Origin of the sequence: Marseilla massiliensis (assembly GCF_023336985.1) — a bacterium.
In the GTDB taxonomy this organism is placed as follows: domain Bacteria; phylum Bacteroidota; class Bacteroidia; order Bacteroidales; family Bacteroidaceae; genus Prevotella; species Prevotella intestinigallinarum.
The window spans coordinates 77,797-90,877 of the sequence record NZ_JAMBLP010000013.1 but is presented as its reverse complement, the minus strand read 5'-3'; the positions used below and the strand labels follow the sequence as shown (position 1 = coordinate 90,877).

The 13,081-nt window shown below is 38.8% G+C and carries 8 protein-coding genes; all 8 read left to right on the top strand.

All coding sequences use genetic code 11. The features are described from left to right. Positions 1-61 precede the first annotated feature (61 nt). Entirely contained in the window at positions 62-412 is a 351-nt protein-coding gene (locus M3089_RS10190; RefSeq protein ID WP_249083877.1) for a hypothetical protein, read from the top strand. 379 nt (positions 413-791) lie between these two features. Next, a complete protein-coding gene (locus M3089_RS10185) occupies positions 792-1,025 on the top strand; it encodes a hypothetical protein (protein ID WP_249083874.1) in 234 nt (77 codons plus the stop codon). 191 nt (positions 1,026-1,216) lie between these two features. Next, entirely contained in the window at positions 1,217-2,776 is a 1,560-nt protein-coding gene (locus M3089_RS10180; RefSeq protein ID WP_205106719.1) for an RNA-binding domain-containing protein, read from the top strand. A gap of 3 nt (positions 2,777-2,779) precedes the next feature. Continuing rightward, positions 2,780-6,028, top strand: a complete 3,249-nt coding sequence (locus M3089_RS10175) for an SNF2-related protein (protein ID WP_249083873.1) — start codon at positions 2,780-2,782, stop codon at positions 6,026-6,028. 12 nt (positions 6,029-6,040) lie between these two features. Further along, positions 6,041-9,451, top strand: a complete 3,411-nt coding sequence (locus M3089_RS10170) for an Eco57I restriction-modification methylase domain-containing protein (RefSeq protein ID WP_249083871.1) — start codon at positions 6,041-6,043, stop codon at positions 9,449-9,451. Between the two features lie 10 nt (positions 9,452-9,461). After that, complete coding sequence (locus tag M3089_RS10165) at positions 9,462-10,376, top strand: hypothetical protein (RefSeq protein WP_249083870.1); 915 nt, start codon at positions 9,462-9,464, stop codon at positions 10,374-10,376. A gap of 61 nt (positions 10,377-10,437) precedes the next feature. Beyond that, positions 10,438-11,094, top strand: a complete 657-nt coding sequence (locus M3089_RS10160; RefSeq protein ID WP_249083869.1) for a protein kinase family protein — start codon at positions 10,438-10,440, stop codon at positions 11,092-11,094. A gap of 485 nt (positions 11,095-11,579) precedes the next feature. Beyond that, complete coding sequence (locus tag M3089_RS10155) at positions 11,580-12,749, top strand: ATP-binding protein (protein WP_249083868.1); 1,170 nt, start codon at positions 11,580-11,582, stop codon at positions 12,747-12,749. Positions 12,750-13,081: the final 332 nt, after the last annotated feature.

The following is a 13,081-nucleotide window of genomic DNA, read 5'->3' as shown; positions in this document are numbered from 1 at the left end:
AATCAACTTCAAAACAATAAAAATCAAGACAACAAAGATTATGGACACGAGAACAACAATCATGAATGAAAAAGAAAATAAACCTTCAATGGCAAGATATATCTGGAGGATTTTTCAGCACAGTGTAATCCCTTTAAGTTGGGGAATATGCTTCGCTTCGGTAAGAACTTTGGAAAACGGCACGGAGTTTCATGTACATGGCTTCAAGTTGACGGGTTATGTAAAAGTCGAATATGATAAAGGCTCCGACACATTCACTGTCACCCTTACTCCTGACGGAAATAAAGGAAACATGAAAATCATAGAAAACGTTTATCTTGACAACTTGATTTCAGTGATAGACGAAAACGTGGAATATTGCGAGGACTATGAAACCAAGGTAAAACAATGGCTAAGAAAACAAGCGGTCTGATTATAGAATATTTGAGTCTTTACAAAAATTACAATTACAGGAGAAAAACAAATAAACGGAAAATCACATTCTGTAAAACTTCGATTTTCAGTAAACACTTAAATATTTGAAAGACTGAACTCTCTTAAATGCAGGGATATGTGAAAACGGTAAATGTGACAAAAGACCGAAAATCACGTATCATTGTTTTTGTTATAACAGCAAGAAAAATCAATAAAACGACAACAGCAAAAATGATTAGATACCACTTTAACATTACAATCAATGGCGTAAAACTGAATGTCAACGTTAATGCAAACAATCAACAGACAGCCTACGGAAATGTTAAACGGCTCTATCCGATGGCAACAAATATCCACTTGACAAGAACTGAAATGCGATGGGACCAAGGTATGTTATAATCCTCGACTTCTGCATCGGTGCCTTGAACATTATCAGGCTGACAGACGAGGAAATAAAAGAATCTGAACGATACGACGACTTCGAGGAATACTTGTTAACACTTGAGGACAAATACGGCTTCAGGCTGGATAATTGCCAGTGGATGACAACAGAGAACTTGAACGTTTACTGGTATGATAACGGACAGGAAGTAAGCAGAGAACAATTTTAATACTGAACGGAGAAGGATGGCCCTAAACGGCTGTCCTTCTTTTATTTTTGTCCTTGTTAAAAATCTTTGGCGTAAGTAAGAACGAACGGGGACAAGAACAACTGATATTTTGCGTTGATTATTTGAAACGTACATTGCTTTAATTCGATAAAAATTGGTATTTTTGCATTTGAGCAATAAGTCATTTCATCATGCCTATACCCGTAAACATAGAAGACCTGTTGAACAAACGGAAGCTGGAATCCAACCGAATAGAATTCAAGCGTGGTTGGAATCCCGACAAAATATACCGTACAATATGTGCCTTTGCTAACGATTTTGACAATATTGGCGGAGGATATGTCCTTGTTGGCGTTGAGGAGGAAAACGGCGTAGCCAAGCGTCCTGTTGTAGGTGTTCCGATGGAGGATTTAGACAGAATACAGAGGGACATGATTGGGTACAACAACAAGATTGAACCTTATTATATGCCACGTGTGGATGTTCAGGAAGTTGACGGCAGATATGTGTTGATAATATGGATACCGGCAGGAGTTAACCGTCCTTACAATGTCAGGGTGCGTGTCACGGCCAATCAGTCGCCTTGCAAGTGGTATGTAAGGAGTGGTACGAACACGATTGAAGCCAAGGGAGAAGTGCTTGATGAGTTGCGCGAAATGGCAAACCGCATTCCTTTTGACGAGAGAGGAAATGAACAGATAGACACAACCGACCTGTCACCTGCATTGGTATTGGATTATTTACAGACAGTAGGCAGCCGTTTGGCGCAAAACTTTGACACAAAGCCGTTTACGGAGATACTTAACCAGATGGACTTGCTCATTGGTCCGACAGAAAGAAGGCTGGTCAAGAATGTTGCGGCAATGATGTTCAGCAAGAATCCTGCGAAGTTCTTTCCCGTAACTCAGATTGACATAGTGGTTTTTCCTGAAGGTTGCGTCGAGAACCCTAACAACATGATAGAGATTCCAAAGATTGTCGGCCCTGTTCCTGAAATGATTAAGCAAACTTTGGACTACATTCGGACAAATGTCATCAAGAAACGGATTGTAAAGCCAAGGGACAAGGCCGAATCAACCACTTACTTCAACTATCCGTACCAAGCCATTGAAGAGGCAGTGGTAAATGCCTTGTATCATAGGGATTATCAGGAACGTGAGCCTGTGGAAATAACTATTGAGCCGAATAAGATTTCCATCCTTAGCTATGCAGGACCGGACCGCTCAATAAGTTCTGAAGCAATACGGAAGGCTGAAAGGCTGAAGTCACGCCGTTACCGTAACCGTAGATTAGGGGATTTCCTGAAAGAGTTGCGATTATCAGAAGGCCGTGCCACAGGCATTCCGACGATACAAGACGAATTGCGCAGGAACGGGTCAGCTCCGGCAAGTATTGAAACAGATGATGACAGAACATATTTTCTGATAGAGATACCATGTCGTGACGGCTTTGTAGAGCGCATGGATTTATCGGCTGGCACAAGCATTGAGGCTATAAATGAGGCTATAAATGAGGCTATAAATAAAAATGCGCTGGCTGTATTATTAGAAATCGCCAAGTCTCCACGAATTAAACGGAAGGCCTTATTGTCGCAGATAAATATTTCAAAAGCGACGTTAGAACGAGCAATAAAACTATTATCATCTGAACTTTTAAATCTGATAGAATATCAGGGCTCTTTAAAGACAGGCGGATATGTGTTAACGGAGAAAGGGGAAACTTTTGTAAAAAGTCAGCAGAATAAATCTTGAATTATGAGCAGTAGTTTTATAACAAATAAAGAAAAATTCTTATCCGATATAATCAATGGCATTTTGCCAAAAACAGATGCTGTTGACATATTGGTCGGTTTTTTTTATTTTTCAGGCTATATGCAATTGTCTGAAAAGTTGAAAGACAAACAAATAAGAATATTGGTCGGCTTGGATGCCGATTTACATATAACCAACTATATACGTGAAGTTGAAGCAATCAGAAGTAAATTTGTATCCCGAAACGCCATTAAGGAAGAATATTACAAACAATTTGTCAGGCTGTTTAATGATTCAGATTTCTTGGATACCGCAGAAAAACTGGAGCAATTCAAAATGTTTTATGGAAAAATCTTGGATGGCACACTTGAAATTCGAAAGACACTTGAGCCTTGCCATTCCAAAATGTACCTGTTTGCTTATAACAACATGATGAATGAAGACGGTGAATTGCCCGGAGTGTTGATTACAGGGTCAAGCAATCTCTCCTATCAGGGATTAAAAGGACGTTTGGAATTGAATGCCCGTTTCAATGATAAGCAAGATTACGAGGAGGGCATAAGAATTTTTGATGAATTATGGGATACGTCTGTGGCTGTTGTTGATAAAGATAATTTAGATGAATGGAATACAAAAGTGATGGCTCACATATGGTATGACAAGATTTATTCTCCTTACCTAATGTATGTCAGGGTTCTCAAGGAATATTTCAACATTCCCTCATCAGATAACATATTGACTCCTTATGATATAACAGAAGGGAAATATTCCAACTTAAGGTATCAGACTGATGCAGTGCAAATGGCCCTGAATGCCTTAAACAACCACAACGGAGCTATCATAGCAGATGTGGTAGGTTTGGGAAAGAGTGTGATAGCTTCAACCATTGCACGTAATTTAAGGTTGCGGACTATCATTGTGTGCCCTCCGCACCTTTACAAGCAATGGGAAAGTTATCGGGATGAATTTGGCTTTACCGCTACAGTATTTAGTGCCGGGAAAATAGAAGACGCTGTTTCGCATTATCAGGAATTAGCCAAAGACGGGGAACAGTTTTTGATAATCATAGACGAAGCCCATCGTTTCCGTAATGAATATACGCAGGATTATGCTTTGTTGCATAACTTGTGTTCCGGTAATAAGGTCTTATTGTTGACGGCAACTCCGTTTAATAATCAGCCGGCCGATATTTATGCACTGATTAAATTATTCCAGATACCTTCTCACTCAACACTTAAAACAGTTGAAAACCTTGGAGCTTCATTCAAGGACCTGATAAATAAATACAGGACATTGCGTGAAGAACAAAGAGAAGGTAAAGCGACAGAAGAAGACGTTAAGACTGAGGTTGATGACATAGCAAAGAAAATCCGCTCAATCATTAGTCCCTTGGTTGTGCGTCGTTCCCGTTTGGATTTGCAAGAAATACCAGAATATGCAAATGATTTAAAACAACAGGACATTCAGTTGGTGTTGCCAGATGACCCGGAGGAGCTTGAATATGATTTGAGTGGGCTTAAAGAATTGTATCTTTCAACCCTTGACAGAATCAGTAAATCAGAAGGAGGCAACGATGCCGTTTACCGCTTTAAGGCTGCCAGGTATTCTCCGGCTCTTTATATTCACGAGAACCTTAAAGAAGAACTTGCAAAAGAACTTGAAGCCAAGACGGGCGTTAAGTTTAACCTTTTAATTGGGCGGCAAACAAATATTTCAAGTTTCATGCGCCATCTGTTGGTAGCGCGTTTTGAAAGTTCGGTGGCAGCTTTTCAAGCGTCATTGGAATATATGATTCGGTCATCTGAGCATATGCTGAAATGGATTGGCAAGCGGAATAAGATTCCTGTTTTCAAGAAAGGAAATCTTCCTGATGTTGATGCCTTCTATGAGTCAAGCGAAGATGGGATGCAGGAAATCGAGGAACTTTTCGAAAAATATGAAGCCAAAGGATTCTTTGAGATAGACATGAAGTATGTCAAGGATGATTTTGTTACAGATGTTAAAGCAGATATTCAGTTACTGAAAAACTTGCGTGAACAATGGTTCGGGAAAGACAATACTATCAAGGAAGACCCTAAACTGGATTCATTCATTCGCATCATCCTTAAGCAGATGAAGGACGAGCCAAATAGGAAATTGGTTGTGTTCTCTGAGTTTGCCGACACCGTAAATTATTTGGGTAAAGCACTCGTTGATGCCGGACTTCCAGTCATGAAATATACCTCAGCCGATGCAACGTCAGCAAATAAAGACTGTATTCGTGCTAATTTTGATGCCGGGCTTAAATCGTCATTGCAAAAGAATGACTTTCATATCTTGGTAGCAACTGATGCCATATCGGAAGGATACAACCTACACCGTGCCGGAGCGATATTCAATTACGACATACCGTATAATCCGACTCGTGTCATCCAGCGAATAGGCCGTATTAACCGTATCAATAAAAAGGTTTTTGACAAACTTTACATCTATAATTATTTCCCTACAGATGTAGGTGAAGCAGAAACGAGAACTAAAGAAATCTCTACGCTAAAAATGGCCATGATTCATGCCATTATGGGAGAAGATACAAAAGCCCTTACCAAAGAAGAAGAGCTTCAGGCTTATTTCAAGGAACGCTATCGCAAAGAATTTTCCCGGAGTGAGGAAGCATCATGGGATACCCCTTACCGTAAATTATTGAATAGCCTGAAAGGTACAGAGGCCTATGACAAGGCAATGGAACTGCCACATCGTGCAAGGACAGCACGCAGTGTGGAGAAGAGCCAAAAAGGAGTATTGATGTTTGGTCGTAAAGGAAATGATTTCGTCTTCAAGATAGGCAATACGGCAAATGTGCCTGCAATGATTTCAGCCGAAGAAGCCATTTCCCTTTTTGAAGCCGAAAAGGATGAGCAACCGGTTGATTTAAGTCATGATTTTGACATGGTTTACCAAAGAGTGAAAACATCCTTATTCTGTAACGATGTAACAACCCGCAATGAAAAAGAACTTATAAACGCATCAGATAAGATAAAAATACTGATAAAGAATCAACTATTGCCAAAAGATTATTTGGCTGATTTAATGCAAGTCATTAAGGCCGATGCTTTGTCTGGTTACGAGATAAGATACATAAACCAATTGGCACCAAAGGACGCTGCAAAATTACCTTTGAAAATTTCTGCCGAATACTTAACGCGCATCATCAATATGCAGAACAAGGCGGATGACAGTGAAGAGACTTTGATTTTAAGTGAAGAACTACAATAAACGAAAATAATCATGGAATTCAATAAAGCATACAACCGTCAGGAGTTTGCGAACTTCCTGTATAACAGTTTTCTACCGAATGATTTTATTCCGGAGTCAACCCCAGTGTCGTTTAGGACAAAAATGAAATATAGCACTCAAGCTGTAAAGTTAGGTGCTTCGGCATTGCTTGATTTGGTTGTTTATGAGGTCAGACATAAATCAAAGCATGATGCAAGAGTTTCTCTTTCAAAAGAAGCTTTCCGTATGCTTGCCGATGAAATGGAGGATAGGGCGTTAGTCGTATTTGTTCCTGAAGACAACAATGACAATTATCGTTTTTCGCTAATAGAGATTACACTCGAAGCGAAAGAGGACTCAGCGCGTATAACCCGGAATTACAGCAATCCACGTAGATATAGTTATTTCTTGGGAAAAGGTATCGCTTATTACACTCCGAATAAGTATCTGAATGAGAAAGGACGCGTCGTTAGCCCGGAAGATTTGCGTAGCCGCTTCTCTGTTGAGGTTCTTACAAAAGAATTCTATCAAGAACTTAGTGACTGGTATGCTTGGGCTATTAAAATCATACGCTTTCCTAATGACCTTAATGACAAGACGGATGATGACAAGTATAACAACGAGAGCGCAATCCGTCTGATTACCCGTTTGATTTTCGTGTGGTTTTTGAAACAGCGCCATCTTATACCTGATGAGTTCTTCGACGAGAAGTATATTGCCGATAATCTGATTAAGGACTTTAATCCTCATGTTAAAGTTGATTTGTTTTATAAATCAAATGAAAGCAGGTATTATAAAGCCATTTTGCAAAATCTGTTTTTTGCAATGCTGAATAGCCCGATTACGCCTGAAGGTAGTACTGATTTGTCTGAGCGGCATTTCAGGAATGGGCGTGGAGATTACGACAATAACAAACTAATGCGTTATGAATCATATTTCAAGAATCCTCAGTTGTTTGTCGATTTGGCGAACAAGACCGTTCCTTTCTTGAATGGAGGTTTGTTTGATTGCTTGGACGAGAAGGATAAAGACATATATTACGATGGCTTCAGCGACCGTGAAGCCGTAAAGAAGTCATTGGTAGTTCCTGATTATCTTTTCTTCGGGGAGGAAGTCGGCAAGAACATTGACCTGTCGGAATGGTATGGCGACAAGAAAAAGAAAAAAGTTTCCGCCCGTGGCATTATCGACATCCTGAAGCGCTATAACTTTACCGTCGAAGAGAATACTCCGTTTGACCAAGAGGTTTCGCTTGACCCTGAGCTGTTGGGCAAGGTGTTCGAGAACCTATTAGCTTCATATAATCCTGAAACCCAAACTACAGCCCGCAAGCAGACGGGGTCGTTCTACACGCCTCGTGAGATTGTGCAATATATGGTTGACGAAAGCCTTGTTGCGCATCTAAAGCGGACTGTGGGCGAAGAACTTGAACCTCAATTCCGTCAACTGATGCAATATACGGACGATGAGGTTGACTTGACCGATGAACAGCGGAAACAGATTATGCTGTCGCTTTATAACTGCAAGGTTCTTGACCCCGCTTGTGGCTCGGGTGCTTTTCCTATGGGTATGCTGCAACAGATGGTGCATATCCTCAGCCGCATTGACCCGGACAACACTCAATGGAAAGATATGATGCTCAACAAGGCTATCAATGAAACGTCTGAAGCCTATCGTACTGCATCTTCTGATGAACGGCGTGAAATCATCACCGATATTGAGCGGAGCTTTGACGAGAGTGTCAACCGTCCGGACTATGCCCGTAAACTTTACCTGATTGAGAATTGCATTTACGGTGTCGATATTCAGCCTATCGCCATCCAGATTAGTAAATTGCGTTTCTTCATTTCCTTAGTCGTTGACCAGAAATCTAACAATAATCCTGTTGAAAACTTCGGTATTCGTCCGCTCCCGAACCTTGAGGCGAAGTTTGTGGCAGCCAACACATTGATTGGCTTAAATAAGAACGACGCAACGCTGTTTGATACTGATGCAATCCGTGCCAAGAAAGAAGAACTGAAAATAGCAAAGCACAAAATCTTCGGAGCAAAAACTGTCAGGACCAAGCGTAAGTATCGCCAGATTGTAAATAATCTGCGTCTTGAAATTGCCGATATGTTAGAGGATTGCGGTGCGGTTGGCAATGCAGAAGCACAACAGTTGGCATCTTGGGATATGTTCGACCAAAACACGTATTCAAAATTCTTCGACCCAGAATGGATGTTTGATGTTAAAGATGGATTTGATATTGTGATTGGGAATCCGCCATACGGTGTATCTGTTAAAGGAGAATATAGAAAGGCTGTAGTTGATAACTTGGGGAAAGTCCCTGATTATGAAATATATTATTACTTTATTGAGAGCGCTAAAAATTTGTTATGTGAAAAAGGAATTTTGTCATATATTATTCCTAATACATGGCTTTTTAATACATATGCTGTAAATTATAGATGTAAAATATTGAGTACATGGAATATTTTTGAAATTCTTGATTGCACAAATTTTCCAATCTTCGACTCTGCAACTGTTTTAAATTCAATTATAATATGGGAAAAAGCAAACTCTCAACTTCTAACTTCTATAGGATTTAGGAATACTAGTAAGGCCTTTTGTCTTAAAGACTTATTAGGTGTACCTCGGTCGTATATGTCTATATCTGATTTAATGCAATTAAACCAAAATTGGAGCTTAGCATTCTCGCGCCCGTTGAATGTGATAAGACTTGTCCGTAAGATTAAAGATAACAAATTACAACTTAAAGATTTATTTCCAGAGATTAGTCAAGGTTTAATTGCTTATGACAAATATAGGGGTCAAACTTTAGATGTGATAGCAAATAGGGCTTATCATTTTTTTGAATATAGAGAAGGATTAAAGAAATGGCTATGGGGTGAAGATGTAAAACGCTATGTAGTTAAATGGAATGGTAAAGAGTATATTGATTATTGTGAAGGAATTGCAAACCCTCGGCATCCAAAATTCTTTAGAGGTAAAAGATTGTTAATTAGAGAGATAACAAATCCCTCTATCTATGCAGCTATTACTACGGAAGAATTATATAATGATCCTGCGATAATAATTGTTTTGGATAACAACAATAATTCTTATCCACTGGAAGTCGTTTTAGCGATACTAAACTCTAAATTAGCTACATTTTATCATTTTAATCATTCACCGAAAGCAACTAAAGGCGCATTTCCTAAAATACTAGTAATGGATATCAAACAATTTCCATTACCAGCATTAACCGATAGTGCAAAAAATAAAATAGTATCAATAGTAAAAGAACAAATTATGGAAGCTACTGATGCTAATGAACAATCACTGAATATTTGTATATATCATCTTTATGGTCTTAATTATGATGAAGTCTTAATAGTTGATCCTCAAACACCTATAACACGAGAACAATACGAATCATAAATATAAATATATGAATAATCTTGATAAAGAAATAATTATTCGGAGATTGGCAATTATTAAATACTTGTACAATCTCGGAGTGCAACAGTCAATGCAAGTTGATACTGTTGCCGGCTTTTCGATTCTGTCATTTCACGATTGTGCGGAGATGTTTCTTCTTTTGGTTGCGGAAAATAAAGGAATGAAAGGAGAAAATGTATTTATGGACTATTGGAACAAAATCCCAGAATTAACACTTAAGGAATCAATGCGCATTCTTAAGGAAAGACGTGTTAACATAAAACATAAAGGATTATTTCCTTCTAAGAATGATGTTGAAATAAGTCGTATAACTATGGCTGATTTTTTAAGTCAGAATACGAAAATACAATTTGGGTTGGATTTTTCATCAGTATCTGTATCATCTTTAATTTCATATAACGAGGTAAAAACATACATTGATGTGGCAGAAGAATATTTTGTAAAAAATGATTTCTACAATTGTATGGTGAATGCTAAAATAGCATTTATGGAATTATTATCATCTTATGAAGATACTAAAAGAGGAAAGTATAATGTAAATAGCATAACTGATGTAGGCAGAAAAATTGGTAACGAGTATCAAAAACTTATTGGACATGATGAAAAATCTGGTGCGCGATGGTTTCGTGATGTTTCGGAAACAACGAATCGGATACGTGAGGTATTGAAAATTACTGCTCTTGGTATTGATTATCGAAAATATGCCTTTTTTGAATACATTACTCCAGAAACTAATGTTTATTGGAGTAATGGTTGTTGCGAATATCATTCAATACCAAAAGATTATTATGAAAGCAAAATCAATCTGCGTGCGAGTGATTGTCAATTTTGTATTGATTTCGTCATTGATAGTGCGCTGAAATTGCAGGAATTTGATTATGATATAAGTAATTTAATAAAATAGTTATGCCTTAAAATATGAGATTAGCACTCATAAAGATTATACACTATTTAATAATTGAAATATGTCCAGATTAAGCGATTTATATAAAGCAATGGAAACCCTGCGTAAAGAGGGGCTTCCTGTAAATGAAGACCTTGAAAAGAAGGCAAACGAGTTGGAGGAGGATATTATCAAGAAAGAAATACTCCCCGTGTTGAGCAAAACAATAGAACCGGCCTTGCAACCAGTAAAACGCGAATTGGTGTTAGTCGTAGATTATGTGCCTGGCCAACCTTTAAGCGTTCACCTTAGCCGTAAACGAAACTTCACAGCAGAACTTGAAGACGCAAAAGAAATTGTGCTTGACCCAGAAGTGTTGCATAAAAGTCATAATCCCCATTCTGACGAAAAGTTTGAAAGAGGACCGGCTAAAGATTTGTCAGTAATCTTTCCTGATGGAACCGTAATAGCAGAAAGAAACGCAGCGGAAACCTTGTTCGCATTTGTAAAAAGGATTGGCGTAGCAAAAGTTCGCAAGGTGGTGGAAGAGTATAATCTTAAGTTTAATAAAGTTCCTGTAATATCAAACCGAAGAGATACAAAATACGGAAAAAGCCAGAAAGATTTAGGCGGGGGATGGTTACTTATCACCCATAGCAATAATAGGACGAAAAAGACGTTTATAGAAAAGGTATCAGAGGCTCTACATCTTGGCATTAAGGTCCTTCTAAAAGAGTAAAACTGAGCTTTGAAGATTTATGGTTAGAGATTAGCTTGCCCGTTGACTGAATTATTTTTTGCCTCTTTGTGGCGGATGCTTACGGTTTATTGTATTTCAGAGGGGTGGTGCTTACGGTTTCCACCTGCGCTCAGTAAATTTGCAAGAGACATCCTTTTTATAATGTAAAAGATTGTCTTTCAAAAGGCGAAAAACCATGTCTTGCAGACCGAAAGAATACCATTTGAAACTGTAACTATCGCCGTGCCGCTCAAAATAATACCACCGATGGGTTAGCTTGCCGTTTACATAAAAATATCTTTAACACAAACTTCTAAAGCCAAGAAACGATGCAACACTTGGAATGACGTTGCAGAAGATTATTAGTCCCCCTTTCATCATTGTTTTTTTATATTTGCATCGTTTTATTGCTATTATATCTAAAATATTGCATTAATTTTATGCAAAAACATTATCTTTGCGCTAAGAATTAATGCAAAATACGTATGGAACGGTTATATGAATTTTTTAACAGGAAGCTGAAAAGCACACCTACCGATTTCCTCAGATACAAGTACGAAAGGATAAAGTGGGACGGAAGGGCGTTCGGTATTGTCGGGCCAAGAGGTGTAGGTAAATCGACAATGATTTTACAACATATCAAGCTCAATTTGGATACTGCGGACACACTGTACGTATCTGCCGACCACATATATTTTTCCGAACACAGCCTTGTCGACCTAGCCGATTACTTCGTCAAGATGGGAGGAAAGCACCTTTTCATTGACGAGATACACAAATACGACGGCTGGTCGAAGGAAATAAAACAGATTTATGACAGCTATGATGACTTGCAGATTGTTATCTCAGGATCGTCCATACTTGACATATACAAGGGGATGGCTGACCTTAGCCGACGGTTCCCGATTTACGAGATGCAGGGACTTTCGTTCCGTGAATATCTGCGTTTGTTCCATGACATAAATGTTCCGACATACAGCCTTGACGAGATATTGAGCAATAAAGCCGTATTGCCCGACGTGAAACATCCTTTGCCTTTGTTTAAGGATTATCTTCGTAAAGGGTATTATCCATTCGGGCGGGATGAGGAATATGAAATGGAGTTACTTCAGGTAATAAACCAAACAATGGAAGTTGACATCCCTACACATTTGCAAGCCAATGTGTCTTTGGGAAAGAAACTGAAAAGCCTCTTGATGGTTGTATCAAAGAGCGTTCCGTTCAAGCCTGTAATGCAAAGGTTTGCAGAAGCGACTGGAATAAGCAGGAACGACATCCCCAATTATCTCGTTTATATGGAACGCGCCGGAATGATAACCCAGCTAAGGAACTCTACCGGAGGGATTCGTGGAGTGGGAAAAGTTGAGAAATTGTATCTCGACAACACCAATCTTATATACGCTCTTTCGCCTGAACATGCTGACATAGGAAACGTAAGGGAAACATTTTTCATGAACCAGACGAGGGTGATGAACGATGCTACAAGTTCGTCCATTTCAGACTTTGAGATTGACGGTAAAGTGTTTGAAATCGGTGGAAGGAAGAAAGGACAGAAGCGGATAGAAAACGCCGAAGAAGGTTATATCGTAAAAGATGACATCGAGAGTGGGTATGCAAATGTTATACCGCTTTGGGCTTTTGGGCTGAATTATTAAATAGACTTGCAAGAAGGATTATTGCCAACGCCATTACCACAAAATATAGCAGTATGGAAATATTGTCAAGAAGTCAATAATGCACTCAAGGCATGATGAAAACATTACTTTAGCCAAACAACAAAGTAACCACTATAATTATATGTTCATGCAGTTTTTATCTTTGTAGGATGACATTGTTCATGGTTAACAGAATGCAGGATTTTTTCTTTCAATATGGTATATATATAAGTATCACCCTGAAATCCATGTAAAAAAGCTGCATTTCTTTCTCTTTCGTAAGATGTAGGTCAACGCCGCCTGAGTGGATGATTATATTGTTGTTTACACTT

What these genes read in the sequence shown, in the direction of transcription:
- M3089_RS10190 (WP_249083877.1), top strand. Translation starts at nt 62, where the DNA reads ATGAATGAAAAAGAAAATAAACCTTCAATGGCAAGATATATCTGGAGG.
- M3089_RS10185 (WP_249083874.1), top strand. Translation starts at nt 792, where the DNA reads ATGGGACCAAGGTATGTTATAATCCTCGACTTCTGCATCGGTGCCTTG.
- M3089_RS10180 (WP_205106719.1), top strand. Translation starts at nt 1,217, where the DNA reads ATGCCTATACCCGTAAACATAGAAGACCTGTTGAACAAACGGAAGCTG.
- M3089_RS10175 (WP_249083873.1), top strand. Translation starts at nt 2,780, where the DNA reads ATGAGCAGTAGTTTTATAACAAATAAAGAAAAATTCTTATCCGATATA.
- M3089_RS10170 (WP_249083871.1), top strand. Translation starts at nt 6,041, where the DNA reads ATGGAATTCAATAAAGCATACAACCGTCAGGAGTTTGCGAACTTCCTG.
- M3089_RS10165 (WP_249083870.1), top strand. Translation starts at nt 9,462, where the DNA reads ATGAATAATCTTGATAAAGAAATAATTATTCGGAGATTGGCAATTATT.
- M3089_RS10160 (WP_249083869.1), top strand. Translation starts at nt 10,438, where the DNA reads ATGTCCAGATTAAGCGATTTATATAAAGCAATGGAAACCCTGCGTAAA.
- M3089_RS10155 (WP_249083868.1), top strand. Translation starts at nt 11,580, where the DNA reads ATGGAACGGTTATATGAATTTTTTAACAGGAAGCTGAAAAGCACACCT.